Origin of the sequence: Mesobacillus subterraneus, from assembly GCF_023715485.1 — a bacterium.
GTDB lineage: Bacteria > Bacillota > Bacilli > Bacillales > Cytobacillaceae > Mesobacillus > Mesobacillus subterraneus_B.
On record NZ_JAMBOF010000011.1, the window covers coordinates 110,244 to 127,602 of the forward strand.

At 42.5% G+C, this 17,359-nt stretch carries 17 protein-coding genes; 15 read left to right on the top strand and 2 right to left on the bottom strand.

Annotated elements, in window-relative coordinates:
- Nucleotides 1–132 precede the first annotated feature (132 nt).
- A complete protein-coding gene (gene refZ, locus M3204_RS16415; protein ID WP_251484115.1) occupies nt 133–765 on the top strand; it encodes a forespore capture DNA-binding protein RefZ in 633 nt (210 codons plus the stop codon).
- 79 nt (nt 766–844) lie between these two features.
- On the opposite strand, the gene hisJ is transcribed toward refZ, so the two are convergent.
- Nucleotides 845–1,645, bottom strand: coding sequence for a histidinol-phosphatase HisJ (gene hisJ / locus M3204_RS16420; protein ID WP_251484120.1), 801 nt, complete (start codon nt 1,643–1,645; stop codon nt 845–847).
- A gap of 205 nt (nt 1,646–1,850) precedes the next feature.
- Here hisJ and ezrA point away from each other — a divergent pair, with 205 nt between their 5' ends.
- From ezrA to rarD, 7 genes are all read left to right on the top strand, one after another.
- Complete coding sequence (gene ezrA, locus M3204_RS16425) at nt 1,851–3,545, top strand: septation ring formation regulator EzrA (protein WP_251484121.1); 1,695 nt, start codon at nt 1,851–1,853, stop codon at nt 3,543–3,545.
- A 182-nt stretch (nt 3,546–3,727) separates the two neighbouring features.
- Nucleotides 3,728–4,873: a cysteine desulfurase family protein gene (locus tag M3204_RS16430; protein ID WP_251484122.1), complete on the top strand. Its 1,146-nt coding sequence runs from the start codon at nt 3,728–3,730 to the stop codon at nt 4,871–4,873.
- On the top strand, nt 4,870–6,078 hold the full coding sequence (thiI, locus tag M3204_RS16435; RefSeq protein ID WP_251484129.1) for a tRNA uracil 4-sulfurtransferase ThiI: 1,209 nt from the start codon (nt 4,870–4,872) through the stop codon (nt 6,076–6,078). The genes M3204_RS16430 and thiI overlap by 4 nt, the downstream gene beginning before the upstream one ends.
- 133 nt (nt 6,079–6,211) lie before the next feature.
- Nucleotides 6,212–6,415: an alpha/beta-type small acid-soluble spore protein gene (locus M3204_RS16440; RefSeq protein WP_251484131.1), complete on the top strand. Its 204-nt coding sequence runs from the start codon at nt 6,212–6,214 to the stop codon at nt 6,413–6,415.
- A gap of 152 nt (nt 6,416–6,567) precedes the next feature.
- Nucleotides 6,568–8,151: an acyl-CoA synthetase MbcS gene (gene mbcS, locus M3204_RS16445; RefSeq protein ID WP_251484133.1), complete on the top strand. Its 1,584-nt coding sequence runs from the start codon at nt 6,568–6,570 to the stop codon at nt 8,149–8,151.
- Between the two features lie 151 nt (nt 8,152–8,302).
- Nucleotides 8,303–8,617, top strand: coding sequence for an iron-sulfur cluster biosynthesis family protein (locus M3204_RS16450; RefSeq protein WP_251484135.1), 315 nt, complete (start codon nt 8,303–8,305; stop codon nt 8,615–8,617).
- 280 nt (nt 8,618–8,897) lie between these two features.
- On the top strand, nt 8,898–9,830 hold the full coding sequence (rarD, locus tag M3204_RS16455; RefSeq protein WP_251484139.1) for an EamA family transporter RarD: 933 nt from the start codon (nt 8,898–8,900) through the stop codon (nt 9,828–9,830).
- A 70-nt stretch (nt 9,831–9,900) separates the two neighbouring features.
- Here rarD and M3204_RS16460 read toward each other — a convergent pair whose 3' ends face one another.
- Nucleotides 9,901–10,701 carry an NAD kinase gene (locus M3204_RS16460; protein ID WP_251484142.1) on the bottom strand — a complete coding sequence of 267 codons (801 nt, stop codon included), beginning with the start codon at nt 10,699–10,701 and terminating at the stop codon, nt 9,901–9,903.
- Nucleotides 10,702–10,847: 146 nt separating this feature from the next.
- Between M3204_RS16460 and sppA the strand changes: the two genes are divergently transcribed.
- The 7 genes from sppA to M3204_RS16495 all read left to right on the top strand — a co-directional run bounded on the left by sppA (nt 10,848) and on the right by M3204_RS16495 (nt 17,345).
- Entirely contained in the window at nt 10,848–11,858 is a 1,011-nt protein-coding gene (sppA, locus tag M3204_RS16465; RefSeq protein ID WP_251484145.1) for a signal peptide peptidase SppA, read from the top strand.
- A gap of 150 nt (nt 11,859–12,008) precedes the next feature.
- The gene (locus M3204_RS23895; RefSeq protein ID WP_435367731.1) at nt 12,009–12,578 is read left to right on the top strand and encodes an RDD family protein; all 570 of its coding nucleotides are present in this window, start codon (nt 12,009–12,011) and stop codon (nt 12,576–12,578) included.
- Nucleotides 12,579–12,652: 74 nt separating this feature from the next.
- On the top strand, nt 12,653–13,348 hold the full coding sequence (locus M3204_RS16475) for a DUF2953 domain-containing protein (RefSeq protein WP_251484148.1): 696 nt from the start codon (nt 12,653–12,655) through the stop codon (nt 13,346–13,348).
- Between the two features lie 18 nt (nt 13,349–13,366).
- Nucleotides 13,367–13,870 carry a GerW family sporulation protein gene (gene ytfJ / locus M3204_RS16480; RefSeq protein ID WP_251484162.1) on the top strand — a complete coding sequence of 168 codons (504 nt, stop codon included), beginning with the start codon at nt 13,367–13,369 and terminating at the stop codon, nt 13,868–13,870.
- Nucleotides 13,871–14,093: 223 nt separating this feature from the next.
- Entirely contained in the window at nt 14,094–14,594 is a 501-nt protein-coding gene (gene tpx / locus M3204_RS16485) for a thiol peroxidase (RefSeq protein WP_251484165.1), read from the top strand.
- Between the two features lie 119 nt (nt 14,595–14,713).
- Nucleotides 14,714–15,709, top strand: coding sequence for a class I SAM-dependent methyltransferase (locus M3204_RS16490; RefSeq protein WP_251484168.1), 996 nt, complete (start codon nt 14,714–14,716; stop codon nt 15,707–15,709).
- Nucleotides 15,710–16,157: 448 nt separating this feature from the next.
- Entirely contained in the window at nt 16,158–17,345 is a 1,188-nt protein-coding gene (locus M3204_RS16495; RefSeq protein ID WP_251484171.1) for an acetate kinase, read from the top strand.
- Nucleotides 17,346–17,359: the final 14 nt, after the last annotated feature.

Genomic DNA, 17,359 nt, shown 5'->3' on the forward strand with positions numbered 1-17,359 from the left:
GAAGTTTTACTATACATTGTATCAAATAACGGCGAAACAATGGAGACTTTGTCGAGCTTTTTATAAAGGAAAATGTGTTTATTTCCAGAAAGGTAAACAGTAAAGGTTAACTGAGGAAAGTGAGGGGTGGAAATGAGAAAAAATTCAAAAGCTGCGATAATTGATGCGGCCATCTTCTTATTTAATACTAAGGGCTTCAATGGTACATCAATCAGGGATATTGCAGCAAAGGCAGATGTGAATGCAGCGAATATCTCATACTATTTCCAAAATAAAAATGGACTCCTCGAAAACTGTTTTACCGTCTTTTTTGAAAGCTATCTGGAAGAATTGGAAAAAGGGTTTTCACTGCTGGAGTGCGGGGCAGAAATATGCATGAAAGCGATGGTTGATAATGTCTTAAGGTATCAATGTGAAAATACCCAGTTAACAAGGTTCATATTAAGAGAGATGACAATCGATTCACAGGTTGTCCGGGAAATTATGTCCACCTACCATGTTAAGGAACGCTACCTTTTTAAAAAGGTCCTCGAGTATGGGATGGAAACCGGGGAGTTCAAAAAACTATCGGTCCCATTCAGCATTTTACAGTTAAAAGGACTGTTATCAATGCCGTTTTTAAATACTCATTATGTTACCGAGGTTCTCCATATTCTGCCTCATGAACGATATTTTGCCGAAAAATACAGCAGTGAGATCTCCCAGTGGATCAAAGGGACACTCTGTATCGACCAACATCAGGAGAAAATGTTAATAATAATATAAAAAAAACGGCACATATGAACTGCGCCGAAATTGTTAGATACAAAACTAACAATGGAGGTGCAGTTCACAATGGCCGGTTTTAGCTTTGTTTTAGCAGCAACGAACTTAGTCCTTGCCCGAGTTCTTTTGCCTGGTGGGCATCGGAACCATAGACGAGCGGGATGCTTCTTTTTACAGCTTCATTAACCACCCAGTCAGGAGGATAGGGCTCTCTGCACAGAGGCTTCGCTGTACCGGCACCATTATAATCAAGCTCATAACCGCACTCCGAAACATTCTCCAATATTTCAATAATCTCCTCGGTGAAAGTATGCGTGAGAGGATACCTTAGTTGGAACTTATTGGCGAGGGTAATGTGTCCGATTCTTTTTGGCTTATATTTACCCAAATCACATTTGATTGATTTTAAGACGGTTCGGTAATAATGCCGATGAACTTTTTCTAAGGAGCCGTAATTTTCTATCATGGCAGCGAAGTGATCCGGACTGTAATCCAGGCAATCATATTGTCCAGCCTCATTTTTTAAAAAGTGGACTGATAGAATTGCATCATCGAGGTGCCGTCCATATTCATTCAGGAATGCTGCAGTCTGTTCCTCATATCCCTCGATAAAATCCAACTCAAATCCTGCATTGATTTTTATGAGCCCTTTATACCTTAGCTTTGCTTGTTCAAGCACTTTAAAGTATTGTTGCAAATCCTCAAACTTCATCGCGCTATCCTTTAAAGGCGTCGGGTCAATGAATCCTGGAGGAAGAGGGGCATGCTCAGCAAAGGTGATTTCTGTATAGCCAAGCAGCAGGGCTTTTTCAACATATTCATCTATTGTATCCTTTGTTCCATGCGGACAAAAAGAAGTGTGGACATGGCCATCCTTCATAAAAAGCACACCTCCAAAAGTTATATCTTTTGTATCATTTTAAGTCAAATCGGCTTAATTCGGTTAATTTCAACAAAAAATATGAATTTAATAGTCAAAAATTGTCGTTTACATGGTAATATAAATACATTATACACGCATTTATAAATTCATTTTATATATATAGGATATAGAACTTGGAATTTGTGAGGCCAGGGGGATAACAATGGAGTACATAATTGGCGGAATTGCGATATTGATCATACTTTTTTTAGTAGGATATTTTATGAAGCGGAAGTATTACAGCGAAGTTGACAGATATGAATCGTGGAAAATCGATATCATGAACCGGCCAGTACTGGATGAAATGTCAAAAGTGAAGCAGCTTAACATGACAGGTCAGACTGAGGAACTGTTTGAACGGTGGCGCCAGGAGTGGGATGAACTTGTTACTGCTAAACTCCCTGGAGTAGAAGATTATTTATTCGATGCAGAGGAATACATCGATAAATATCGATTCAAAAAAGCGAAAGAATCCCTTGCGGTTATTGACAGGAAATTGACTGAAACAGAGGATAAGATTAAAAAGATCTTGAGCGAATTGAATGAACTGGTCGGAAGCGAAGAAAAAAATCGTGAGGAAATTGATGGACTGAAGGAGCATTACAGGGAAAACAAGAAAAATCTCCTGACCCATCGCCATAGCTTTGGAAAAGCGGAGGCAAGCCTTGAGGGATTGCTGGAACAGATTCAGGCAAAGTTCGTCGAATTCGACGAGAAAACCGAGAACGGAAATTATCTTGAAGCCAGGGAAACAGTCCTGTCAATCCAAGGTATGCTCGAACAGGTTTCCGTGAAAATGGATGCTATTCCTGATTTGCTTCACGATTGCCAGTCAACAATTCCTGCACAAGTTAGCGATTTGAAAGATGGAGTAAGGGAAATGTCATCTCAGGGATATGTCCTGGACCATCTGAACGCAGAAACAGAAATAGAAAATATCGGCACCGAGCTGTCTGAGTATGTGGTTTCTCTTGAAAGCGGAGACGTTGATAAAGCTGAACAGGGCATAAAAGGCTTGAAAGAGAGAGTGGACAAACTATTCGATCAGCTTGAACATGAAGTCCACGCTAAACAATACATCAACAAAACAGAGCATGAGGCCAAGGAACTTCTTGTCAAAGCCATAACTGAAAGCAAGACAATGAAGGAAGAAACAAAGCATATCCAGGAAAGCTACCACCTTACTGAAAAAGAGCTTTCTGCGCAGACGAATGTTGAACAGCAATTAAAGGGTCTGCTCAAGCGCTTTGAATTGATTGATCACAGAATTACTGAAAATGATACAGCCCAGAGCCTGATTAAGGTCGAGCTTGAAGAGGCAAAGCAACAGTTGGACACTCTCGTCGAAGAACAGAAAGTGCTGATGGAGAAGCTGAACGCTCTGAGGAAAGATGAAATGGCTGCCAGGGAGAAAGTGAAGGAGCTTTCCAAAAAGATTGGGGAAATGATCCGCATCATCTCCAAGAGCAATATGCCGGGATTATCACAAGATTACAAGTATCTTTTGGACGATGCCTATGAAAGCATCAATCAAGTCAATGAAAAACTTGAACAAAAGCCGCTTGATATTCCGTCTGTTCATCAATATCTTGAAATCGCGGTTCTTACTGTTAATAAATTGGAAGCATCAACTGAAGAAATCGTTGAAACAGTCTTGTTTGCCGAAAAAGTAATCCAATATGGAAACAGATACCGAAGCAGATACCCATCAGTTGACCGCGGTCTGCGTGAAGCAGAAGAGTATTTCAGGAATTATGATTATCGCCAGGCGCTTGAACAGGCTGCAACTTCCCTTGAAGAAGTAGAACCTGGGGCACTTAAGAAAATCGAAATAATGCTTGCAGAAAAACAATCATAACAAACAAGGGTCTCCAAAAATGGAGGCCTGTTTTTTTGGCAGGCAGTCTGGACCTTCGTCAATGCTAGCCAGTTTTGGGAGATAATAAATGACAAGACTCTAAATCTGGATTGTTTTTCAATAAAACGCTGTTATGATAAGATTTTTTAGTTAGCAAAGGTTTTGGACAAGGTGGGGAAAAGATGATTTATTTAGACAACAGCGCGACGACAAAACCCTATAAAGAAGTATTGGATTCATTTCTGAAGGTGTCCGAGGACTTTTTCGGAAACCCTTCATCCCTTCATAAAATCGGCGGACAGGCGGAAAAGCTGCTTCAACAGGCGCGTTCCCAGGTTGCTAAACTGCTTGATGTCAAAGCATCAGAAATCCTGTTCACATCCGGAGGCACGGAGAGCAATAATCTTGCCGTCAAAGGTGCAGCGATGGCCAATCGTGAAAGGGGAAAGCATATCATTACATCAAGCATCGAGCATGCTTCCATCCAAAATGCGATGGTACAGCTTGAATCTCTTGGGTTTGAAGTTACGTATGTCAACCCGGACGCAAATGGCTTCGTAAGCGCAGAGGCGATCAAGAACGAACTGCGTGATGACACGATCCTTGTATCTGTCATCCATGTCAATAATGAAGTAGGGACCATCCAGCCAATCAAGGAAATTGGTGCAGTGCTGAAAAATTATCCTAAAGCGTTTTTTCATGTCGATCACGTCCAAGGGGTTGGAAAAGTGCCGTTAGACTTCTACAAGGCGGGCATCCATTTGTGCACGATTTCCGGCCATAAATTCCATGGCTTAAAAGGTACAGGAGCTTTGTTCGTTAAGGAAGGTGTCCGCCTTTCTCCATTATTTTCCGGCGGGAACCAGGAATGGAAGCAGCGGAGCGGAACCGAAAATGTCGCTGGTATGGTGGCCATGTCAAAGGCGTTACGAATGACGATTGAACAGAGAAAAGAAAAGCTGAATCAAATGACAGCAGCAATGGAAAGATTAAGGGATGGAATTAGCCAGATCAAGGAAATTACCATCCATACCCCTCAGCAAAAAAACGCGCCACATATATTGAATTTTTCAGTCAGGGGGCTGAAGGCCGAAACATTCGTCCATGCACTTGAGGAAAAGAATATTTATGTATCGACTACGAGTGCCTGCTCTTCAAAAAAGAAGGCTGCAAGCAAAACCTTACTTGCAATGGGAGTCCCAGTTGATGAAGCAGAGAGCGCGATCAGAATCAGCCTGACATACAGCAATACAATAGAAGAAGCAGATAAAACAATAAAAGCAGTAGCAGAAGCAGTAAAACATTTAAGCGAGGTAGTAAAAAAATGATGTATGACCGAATATTAGTTAGATACGGAGAAATATCGACTAAAGGCAGGAACAGAAATAAATTCATAGACCGTCTTAGAAAAAATGTCAAGAGAGCTTTAAGCGATTTCCCGAATGCTTCCATCCAGGCAGACCGTGACCGTATGTTCATCCTGCTGAATGGAGAAGACAGCGATGAGGTTGGAAGGAAGCTGAGAAATATCTTTGGAATCCAATCCTACAGCCCGGCACTCAAAGTCGAAAAGGAACTTGAAGAAATGAAAGATGCAGCGCTGGAGCTTTTCAGAAAAATTCACAGACCAGGTCAAACGTTTAAAATAACGGCTAAACGCTCTGATAAGACGTTTGAACTTGATACAAACGGAATCAACTCTGAGTTTGGCGGCCATATTTTAAGAAATATCGACGGATTGAAAGTAGATGTCCGCAAGCCTGATGTTAATCTCCTGATCGAAATCAGGAAAGAAGCTGCCTATATTTCGGCTGAGACCATCAAGGGTGCCGGTGGCCTGCCAGCCGCATCTGGCGGCAAGGGAATGCTGATGCTTTCAGGCGGGATCGACAGCCCGGTAGCGGGTTACTTAACGATGAAAAGGGGTCTTGAAGTCGAAGGGGTCCATTTCTTCAGCCCTCCTTTTACGAGCGAGCGAGCAAAACAGAAGGTCATCGACCTATCAGAAAAGCTTGCTGAGGTTAATGGTCACTTTGCGCTTCATATTGTGCCGTTTACTGAAATCCAACAGGCGATCCACAAGCAGGTTCCTGAGAATTACACCATGACTACCACTAGAAGACTCATGCTCCGTATCACGGATGCCATCAGGGAGAAACAGGGCGGACTGGCGATCATTACTGGTGAGAGCCTAGGACAGGTGGCCAGCCAGACGCTTGAAAGCATGTATGCAATCAATGAGGTGACAAGCACACCAATCATCAGGCCGCTAATCACGATGGATAAGCAGGAAATCATGGATATTGCCCATACAATCGATACCCATGACATTTCAATCCGTCCATACGAGGATTGCTGTACCGTATTTGTTCCCGCATCTCCTAAAACGAAGCCAAAGCTTGAAAAGGTCCAAAACTTTGAAAGCTACTTTGATTTTGAGGAATTGATTATGAAGGCAGTGGAAGGGACAGAACGCATGGTGGTCAAACCGGCATCTGAGAGAAAAGATGACCCGGTAGATGATTTGTTTTAGACATTGTGTTTGAAGATATCTTAATAAACAAGATAAAATCTTATGTTAAAAATTTGTGAACAATTACCAATTAAACTTCGGTATTAAGCCATGTGATATTACACATTCTATACTCACAAGGAGGTGAAATCACATGGCAAACAACAGCTCAAATCAACTTCTAGTACCTGGAGTACAACAAGCTCTTGATCAAATGAAATACGAAATCGCAACTGAATTTGGTGTACAACTTGGTGGAGAAACTACTTCTCGCGCTAACGGTTCAGTAGGTGGAGAAATCACTAAGCGTTTAGTTCAAATGGCTGAACAACAACTTGGTGGCGGATTTTCTCGCTAATTAAAAATTAATAATATGGCTACAAGGAGCGGGACAGATGTCCCGCTCCTTTCTTATTTTAAAAAAATGTTATCATATAATTTTTAATTTTGAAATAATTTTGTATAATGAAGGTGGGGATTTTAAACTATATCAATTTTAGGGGGAACAGTATGAACAGGGAACAATTGATTGCACCGCAAAAGTATAATCTTGTAGCAGAAATGGAGCGTTACGCTCAGGATTCAAGCAGAAAAGCAATACTCTGGGAAAATGAAGAAGGACATACAAACGAAATTACATACCGTGAACTACTGAAAAACGCGAATAAAATTGGAAACGTTTTCTTGAAAAATGGTTTGAAGCAGGGCGATGTGGTTCTTGTCGTCGTACCAAGGCTGATTGAAGCATATCAGGTTTACATTGCATCGTTAAAAATGGGACTAGTTGTCATCCCAAGTTCTGAGATGCTCCGCACCAAGGATTTTCAATATCGAATCAACCATGGCGATGTAAAGGGTATTGTCAGCTATGCTCCGTACACAAAGGAATTCGCCGGAATCGAAGAAACTGTGGACCTTCCTAAGTTTGTCATTGGGGAGGAAAAAGAAGGCTGGATTCAGCTTGATAAAGAAATGGAATCAGCATCAGAGGAACTTCAGCTCGCTGATACGGAACGAGACGACATGGCGTTCCTGAGCTATACTTCAGGAACTACTGGCAATCCGAAAGGGGTTGTCCATACACATGGATGGGCCTATGCGCATTTGCGCACAGCCGCTGCAAATTGGCTTGGAATTGAGGATGGGGACACTGTCTGGGCAACTGCAGGCCCAGGATGGCAGAAATGGATCTGGAGCCCGTTTTTATCCGTAATGGGCACAGGTGCTACTGGCCTTGTTTACCATGGCAAATTTGAACCGCAGAAATACTTATCCCTCTTGCAAAAATATAATGTAAATGTTCTTTGCTGCACACCTACCGAATATCGTTTGATGGCCAAGGTAGAGAACCTCAGCGATTACAATCTTCCTGGACTCCACAGCGCTGTTTCGGCGGGTGAGCCGCTTAACCGAGAGGTCATCGAGACTTTCAAAAAGCACTTCAATGTGGAGGTGCGTGATGGTTATGGCCAGACAGAAAATACCCTGTTGGTCGGTGTGACGAAAGGTATGGAGTTAAGACCAGGTTCGATGGGGAAGCCAACTCCAGGCAACCGAGTTGAAATCATCAATGACAATGGGGAGCCATGTGCTCCGGGAGAGGTTGGCGACATTGCGGTACACATTGAAACGCCTGCATTGTTTAAGAACTATTACAAAGATCCTGAACGAACAGCCATGCAATTCCGCGGAGACTACTATGTCACTGGCGACAAAGCGACCAAGGATGAGGAAGGTTACTTCTGGTTCGAGGGCCGCGGTGATGACATCATCATCAGCTCAGGCTATACTATCGGGCCATTTGAAGTCGAGGATGCCCTCGTCAAGCACCCATACGTTGCAGAATGTGCAGTAGTCGCTTCGCCAGACGAAATCCGCGGACATATCGTCAAAGCATTTGTCGTCCTCCGTGACGGCGTCAGCCCTGACCAGGAGAACCTGGTAGCCGAGCTGCAGCAGCATGTGAAAGATCTGACAGCACCATACAAATATCCAAGAAAAATTGAGTTCCTCGAAGAACTTCCAAAAACGACGTCCGGAAAAATCCGCCGAATCGAATTAAGGAAGAAAGAACTGGAAGGCGCAAGCAAATAATCGGAATGGAGAAAGCAGGCTGATGATAGCCTGCTTTTTGTATGTTAATTGGTTCTAGCTGACCGAGGAAACCGAATGAGATAAAGAGACAACAAAAGGCGTTTAGTTGATGAATTTGGGTAAATATATATATGTGAAAGGGTGATGATCAGTGGAAATCGAAATTAGAAAGGCTGCATTGGCAGAGTTGAATAAGATCCATTTCAACCAGGATGAAGGCATAAGGATATTAGCGGAGTTTGTAGGTACATGCTCCATCGCTACAGATATTGAGCTTCAAATCGAAGCGAAACAAGAAAAAGATTCCGTGATCAGCGAAAAGGGCGTTAACTTTTTCGTACCAAAGAAATCGCTGGAGTCACTCCCAGGTAAAATCTTTTTAGATTTCAAGCCAGGGTTCGGATATAAGATATCTTCAGCTGAAGAAACCTTTGGTTACAATTTTAAATTAAAATCTAAAAACTAATTAAGTCATTGAATAGCCCTGAACGGGTTATTTTTTTTGGGCGTTGTATTAAGAGGATTGGAGAAAAGACTGAATTTCTCGTGAGTGTCATAATTTCGAATTATTGTTTTTTAAGACCAAGGTGGTCATTAAAACTGTGTTTCAACGGTTAGTTTTATACCATCTCTACAGTTCTAGCGCAATTTGTCTATTATTGGTTCTAGAAAAAGATTGTCAGTGCCGTTCTTCCCCCTTATAATGATATTATTTCGAGTCTAGAAAGATTAGGGGTGCACACTGTATGAACAGGGACGAACATCAGGCTGGAGTATTATACGCAGCTTTTTCTTATATTTTATGGGGACTCCTTCCGATTTATTGGAAGCTTCTGCATCATGTGAATGCGGATGAAATCCTCGCCAACCGGGTGTTTTGGTCGTTTTTCGTTGTCGCTGTTGTACTGGTGTTCAATAAGAAATGGAACCTTTTCACCGAAACATTGCGAGGGTTATCTAAAAACAAAAAGCAATTTGCGGCTTTGACTGTAGCTTCATTGCTGATCAGTATTAACTGGTTCATCTATATATGGGCTGTCAATACCGACCAGATGATCGAGGCGAGTCTTGGTTATTATATCAACCCACTTGTCAGCGTGCTCCTTGGCATGATTTTCTTGAAGGAAAGACTGTCAGTAATGCAATATGTTTCTTTTGCCATGGCAGCCGTCGGAGTACTGATCATGACGGTATCATATGGACAATTTCCGTGGATTGCCTTAACGCTTGCGGTCTCATTCGGGCTTTACGGTCTAGCGAAGAAATTGATAAAAGTGAATTCAGCAGTGGGCCTTGCGCTTGAAACTCTAGTAGTGATGCCGCTCGCGGGTATCTATATCGGCTACCTGTTTAATCAGGGAACGGATTCGCTGTTTGCGGGTTCATGGACGACAAGCTTGCTGCTTGCAGGGGCAGGAGCTGCCACCGCAGTTCCTTTGCTGTTTTTTGCGAAGGGTGCGCAGCGGATTCCTCTCGCAACACTCGGGATTCTGCAATATATCGCTCCAACATTGACTTTGATTCTAGGTATTTTCGTATATCATGAAACTTTCTCTACGATCCATTTGCTTGCCTTTACCTTCATCTGGTCTGCCTTGATTTTGTATTCACTATCAAGGACGAGGATGGCGGCTGCATTGTCTGTAAAGTGGAAAAAAGAAAAAGAGATGAATATGTAAAAAGAGCTGCGGATGGTCCGCAGCTCTTTTGCGTATAGCTCTTATTTATTGGCTAGCTTTCTTCTTAAGCCTATAAAAACGTCCTCTTCACTTTCTCCCAGAAGGAGTTGTCCTTTAGTTTGACAGTCTTGATGTAATTATTGCTTAGCTTTACATCGAACTTTTCGACATGCTGGATGCTGAGTGCCTCATTATCCATGCCCATAATTGGATAATCATTGCCGTCCTGGGCAACCTTGAAGGTAAGCTTGCGGTCACCGCTTAGGATGAATGAAGAGCCGAGTGTACGATAATGGTTATTGTTCACAGAAGCAAGCTCGCTTACCTGCATGCATGGAAGCAATGGATCGACAACCGCACCGTTTACAGATTTGTTATATGCTGTACTGCCAGTTGGAGTAGCAACGATCATGCCGTCCCCGCGGAAGGTTTCGAAATGTTTGTCATCAATATACACGTCCATGACGAATGCTTTAATGATCGCAGACCGGACACTGAATTCATTCAAACATATAAAGGAGGTTTCATTATCGATTGTGACCTCAATCGTCGGATAACGCCTTACCTCGATTTGAGCATTTTTGGTTGCCTCGATCATTTTATCAGTATCTTCAAGATGGAAATCACAATACATATTCAGAGTTCCAGTCGTGGAGATTCCGGCATATAAACAATCATCACGGAATCCCGTCTTTCTTACAGTCTGCAAGAATGTCCCATCATCACCAATACTGACAATGATATTGGCAGTACGGTGATCTGTGACCACATTATAGTCATACTGTCTTGCCAATTCATATAAAGGCTCAACTTTTTCCATCATTTTTGTGTCTGGTGTATGGTAAAAATAAATATTGCGGCGATCTGGCATTACTGATTCCTCCAAACATTATGTATTTCTTTCCATATTTTTACCCACTTTTGAAAACTTTTGCTAAAATAAATGTTATTGACATCAGTTTATCATTTTTTCATAAGATTTGAAATTACAAGGAATTTTCAAGGGGGCTTTTAAAAATGAATGGTAAAAGATGGGCGGCATTAGGAATCGCCATCGGTTTGTTTATTGCTTCATCAGTCATTAATTTTTTGTCAACATTCGCATTCGGTGACGCAGAGAATGCATTCACTGATATGTTTGCTGTTTCAGAAGAAATGTTTGCCGAAGAGATTATTGAAGAGGGAGACATGCTGAGCAAAATCGCTGTATTGTCAATTGATGGCGTCATCCAGGATACAGGGGACGCAGAATCATTTTTTCAAAGCCCGCTTTATAACCATAGGGCTTTCATGGAAAAGCTTGAATATGTAAAAGAAGCTGAAGATGTAAAGGCGATCATCCTGCAAGTGAACTCTCCAGGAGGAGGTGTCGTGGAAAGCGCCGAAATCCACGATAAAATAAAGGAAATACAGAAAGAAACGAAAAAGCCTGTCTATGTTTCAATGGGGTCGATGGCAGCTTCCGGAGGCTATTATGTTTCTGCTCCAGCTGATAAAATCTTCGCCAGTCCTGAAACATTGACGGGATCCCTTGGTGTCATCATGCAGGGCATCAACTATTCAGGTCTTGCCGAAAAATACGGAGTCGACTTTGTTACGATTAAAAGCGGCCCATATAAAGACATCATGAGCCCTACGAGGGAGATGACAGAGGAAGAACGAAAAATCCTTCAGTCAATGATCAACAACTCATATGAAGGCTTTGTAAAAGTAATTTCAGAAGGGCGAGGCATGCCTGTTGAAGAAGTCAAGAAAATCGCGGATGGAAGGATCTATGACGGCCGCCAGGCAAAAGAGCTGAATTTGATTGACGGGTTTGGTTATCTAGATGATGTCATCGAAAAAGTAAGGAAAGATAAGAAACTTGGAGATGCCCAGGTAGTGAAGTACACAGAAAGCATGGGCTTTGGGTCATTCTTCAACATGGGTGCACAAAAGATCATGGGGAAAGACGCGGAGATGGCAGGCTTGATGAAGTTATTGTCCCAGCCTAATTCTCCCCGCTTAATGTATTTGTATGCGGAATAAGGGGGGACAAAAATGAACTCGAATGAATTTGATAAAGATGACCACGTAATTTCGGACACGGAATCCGATTCCACTGTGCAGAAAGAGAGCACGGTGAATAATCTGGACAGAGCACTGCTTACGGAGAATAAGCACTCAGGCTCCAGCCCAATGTCTGATTCGAAGGTTTCGCATACAGAAGTCAACACTGCAGACGTAAGCAAACTCGATACTCCACAGCTGGAACATACAACAGAAGGAGGCGGGTATACGACAGTCCCGCCTTATGGACAGGAAGAAACCCTTGCAGAGCATCATCGGTTTGCGGGTCTCTATGCCGGATTCTGGATGCGGTTTTGGGCATATTTGCTGGATTTGATCGTAATCGGAAGTATTAACAGGATGATCCTCAATCCTGTGTTCAGGGCATTGGATGTCTCATTAGTTGAGGACGGAATCATTTCTCCTATGGGTTTGACAACTGCAGTTGTTTTTTACTTGTATTTTGTTTTGATGACAAAGTTCTATGGCCAGACTCTTGGAAAAATGGTCTTTGGTTTAAGAGTGGTGGAACTCGATGGCAGCAGGCTTTCATGGGGAACTGTACTTTTCCGTGAATGGATCGGCCGATTCATATCGGCGACAGTAATGGTACTGTATGTTGTCGTTGCTTTTACGAAAAAGAAACAGGGCTTGCATGACCTGTTCGCCGATACAGCTGTCATATATGAACCTCGGTAACATGAACCTGCTCCGGCAGGTTTATTTTTTTGCATTTTTGTTGATAATAATAGGCTGAAAGGTTGTGGAGGACAATGAAATGGGTGCTGCTGACCATACTGCTTCTCACCGTACTGGCAATTATTATCCTTATAACGAAAGTGAAAATATTAATTGATTATTTCCACGGCAATGATAATGACCATCTTAAGGTTACCGTAAGAGCATGGGGAGGCCTTATTAAGTATAAGGTCGATATACCTGTCATCAAAGTTGATGATAATTCTCCCACAATTGTGGTTGAAGAAAAGGTACAAACAGGGCCTAATGAAAATATGAAAGAAGAAAAATCTGTACAGGTCGATAAAACGGACTTGCTCAATAGCTTCAATGATTTCAAACAGCTGCTCACCCACATTGCCGGACTTCACAAAATCATCCGCAATTTCTTAAAAAAAGTCACGATCCGAAAAATAGAATGGCATACAATGGTCGGGGTTGGAGACGCGGCGGCGACCGCGGTGATCACTGGTGCCTTTTGGGCTGTAAAAGGCGGTGTGATTGGTGTTCTCAGCCATTATATGAAACTGAAAGATATGCCGGTCATGACGATTACTCCCAGCTTTCAACATGCTGTTTCAATCACTAGCTTTAAATGTATGATTCAGTTCAGAGTCGGGCATGCTATTTTAGCAGGAATAAAGCTGGTTAAATATTGGAAAGGCGGATGGCCTGAATTCAAGACAAAGCCTTTGTCCGCACTTTCTGGTGATAAAACTAATACCGTTTAAACAAGGAGGAAAACAGGAATGTCCGACCATCCAATTCAAGGACTTATGACTACTGCCATGGAGAGTTTAAAAGAAATGATTGATGTTAACACGATCATTGGGGATCCTGTAGAAACGCCGGATGGAAGTGTAATCCTGACTGTTTCTAAAGTAGGATTCGGTTTTGCGGCTGGTGGAAGTGAATTTGTTTTGGAAAGCACAAAGGGAGGTTCTGGCGGCTCCGGTGGTTCTGGGGGGCAGTCCGGCGGAGGGGCCCAGCATCCATTTGGAGGAGGAAGCGGCGGCGGTGTTTCGATTACGCCAATCGCATTTCTTATTGTCAGCTCTAAAGGTGTGAAGATGCTTCATCTTGACGAAAGCACTCATTTATATGAAAAGATTTTGGATCTGGCACCGCAGGCTGTCGAAAAAATCCAGCAAATGATGTCAAAGAAAGACCAGAACAATCAGGATGGAAATCAGAACCAAAGCCAACACAACAAATCAGAGTACAATGGACAAAAATCAGATTTGGATTTTTAACGCTCAGGGCGGCTGCCTTTCCCAAATGGGGAGGCAGCTTCACTTTGTGGATTACATGATTTCAACACATAGATTCAATACACTCTAAAGGAGAATGGATGGGAATAGTAAAACTATATCCAGCGACAATGACATGGAAAGTCATCCGTAAAATAATTGCAAAAATATTTTTTAAAAGATATATTAACACTGTACATATAATGGACAAGGAGGATGAGCAGGTATGGCATCTGTTACATTTAAGGGGAACGCAGTTACATTGTTAGGAAATGAAGTGAAGGTTGGAGACCAGGCACCTGATTTTAAGGTTCTTGCAAATGATATGTCTGAAGTGACACTTCAGGATACTAAGGGACAAGTTAGATTGATCAGCGCAGTTCCTTCCCTTGACACAGGAGTTTGTGATGCGGAGACTCGCCGGTTTAACGAGGAAGCTGTAAAACTTGATAATGTTAAGGTTTTGACAGTGAGCGTTGACCTGCCGTTTGCACAGAAGCGCTGGTGCGGAGCAGCCGGTATTGAAAATGTTCAAACTCTATCTGACCACCGTGAGCTTTCTTTCGGTGAGGCATACGGAGTTGCGATCAAAGAACTTCGCCTGCTGGCTCGCGCAGTGTTTGTTGTTGATTCCAGCGACAAAGTAACATACGTACAATATGTAAGTGAAGTGACGGATCATCCTGATTATGAAGCAGCGGTTGAAGCTGCAAAGCAAGCTAGATAATAACAACCTAGAAACAAGCCGCAGAATCCTGCGGCTTGTTTTGCTTATGAGTCATATACCTTGTAGACAAATGAAAACATGGCTAAAATAAATACATATTAGGATCGGGAGGAAAAAAAGTGAGTACCACTCCGGTAGAAAAACTATTCACCGCATTCAATATTACTGCGGATATTTTAAAAGAAGAACTTTCATGTACATATTTGGAGGCTCTGGCCGAAACGGGCGAGAATATGTTCCAGGGAACAGTCCTCCAGGACGAATTGAATGAAGTAACGAAGAAAAGGCTTGAGAAAACATATAAAGAATTCAAGCTGGACGATTTTTCAAAAGAAGAGATTCGCAAAGGTTTCCAGCTCGCAATATTGAAAGGTATGAAGGAGCATGTACAGCCAAATCATCAGATGACGCCGGATTCTGTGGGCATGTTCATCGGCTATCTGGTTAACAAGTTTATTAACAAAAAGTCTTTCAGGCTGCTTGATCCTGCCGTCGGTACCGGGAACCTGCTGGCAACCGTCCTGAATCAGCAAACAGATAAGGAAATTGACTCAATCGGAGTTGATATCGATGACCTGTTAATCAGGCTTGCTTTCGTGAATGCCAACTTACAAAAACATCCTGTTGAACTTTTCAATCAGGACAGCCTTGAACCACTGTTTGTGGATCCAGCGGACGGCGTCATTTGCGATCTTCCTGTAGGCTATTATCCTAACGACCTTAGGGCGGAGGATTATGAAGTTAAGGCAAAAGAAGGGCATACCTATTCACATCACATGTTTATTGAGCAAAGTACGAAGCATGTGAAAGAAGGTGGTTATCTGTTCTTCATGATTCCAAATGGTTTATTTGAAAGTGAACAGGCTCCATTGCTGCATGAGTTCATCAAAAAGCATTTAATCGTCCAGGGAATTTTACAGCTGCCGGCTTCATTATTTAAAAATAAACAAGCTGCGAAGAGCATTTTAATCCTTCAGAAAAACGGTGCAGAAGTAAAAGCACCGAAGCAGGCGCTTCTTGCGGAACTGCCAAAGCTTTCTGACGGAGCTGCCGTAAACCGAATGCTAAATAAAATTGACATTTGGTTTAATGAGAATAAGATGACAGAGAAGTAAAGAGAGGAACCGGATAAATTGCCGGTTCTTTTTTATCATGGCTGTGTTAAAGATCATTGTTGATTTTTAAGCTCTGTTGATTGGAGTGGAAGGCGCGAAGACTCCTGCGGGATGAACGGGTCAGGGGAGACCCCGCAGGAGTGAAGCGACGAGGAGGCTCCCCGGGCCGCCCGCGGAAAGCGAAGCGCCTGGAACGGATATCAACAACCAGGTTTAACAGAGCTTTTATCATAAAGGTGAAAAATGAGTATGTGAAGCTTTTTTCAAATCATTAGAAGTATCTGAATAAAAACTCATTTCATGTTTGGGAAAGCTTTGCTTGAAATGTGAAAAAGACAGTGTTTAAATGGGGAATTGAGAGATATATTTGCAGCCTGTGGCACACAATAAAGGTGTACTATTTAAATGTATATATTATCAGGTTGTTATATAAAAGGAGCGGTACAAAATGGCTAAAATAATTGCAATCAATGCCGGCAGCTCATCACTTAAGTTCCAATTGTTCGAAATGCCGAGCGAAGAAGTAATCACAAAAGGAATTGTTGAAAGAATCGGCCTTAAGGATTCTATTTTCACAATCTCTGTGAATGGGGAAAAAATCAAGGAAGTTTCTGATATCCAAGATCATGAAGTTGCGGTAAAAATCCTTCTTGATAAGCTTACATCTCTAGGAATCATCCAATCCCTTGATGAAATCGAAGGCATTGGCCACCGCGTTGTTCACGGCGGAGAAGAATTCAACGATTCTGTGTTGATCACTGAAGAAGTCTTAAATAAAATCGAAGAGCTCTCAGAGCTTGCTCCCTTGCATAATCCAGCAAACCTGACTGGTATCCGTGCATTCCAGCAAGTACTGCCGAATGTTCCGGCAATTGCTGTTTTTGATACAGCATTCCACCAGACGATGCCTGAAAACTCATTCCTTTACAGCCTTCCATATGAATATTATAAAAAATACGGAATCCGTAAATATGGCTTCCATGGAACGTCTCACAAGTATGTTTCACAACGTGCGGCAGAAATGCTTGGACGTCCCGTTGAGCATCTTCGCCTAATTTCATGTCACCTTGGAAATGGTGCAAGTATTGCTGCGATCGAAGGCGGAAAGTCGATTGATACCTCAATGGGATTCACTCCGCTCGCTGGTGTGACAATGGGTACTCGTTCAGGTAATATTGACCCTGCCTTGATTCCATACATCATGGAAAAAACGGACAAGAATGCTGACCAAGTATTAGATGTCCTCAATAAAGAAAGCGGGATGCTTGGCGTATCAGGCTTCTCCAGCGACCTTCGCGACATTGAAGAAGAAGCTGAAAAAGGAAACGAGCGTGCAGAGCTTGCCCTGAAGGTATTCGCTGACAGAATCCATAAATATATCGGTTCATATGCAGCCCGCATGTGCGGTGTAGATGCTATCATTTTCACTGCTGGTATAGGCGAGAACAGTACTGCAATTCGTGCACGAGTACTGCAAGGACTTGAGTTCATGGGCATTTACTGGGACCCTGCTTTGAACAAAGTTCGTGGAGAAGAAGCTTTCATCAGCTATCCGCACTCTCCAGTTAAAGTAATGGTCATCCCGACAGATGAAGAAGTCATGATTGCGCGCGATGTTGTGCGTTTGGCTAAATAAAGAATTTTTTCAGG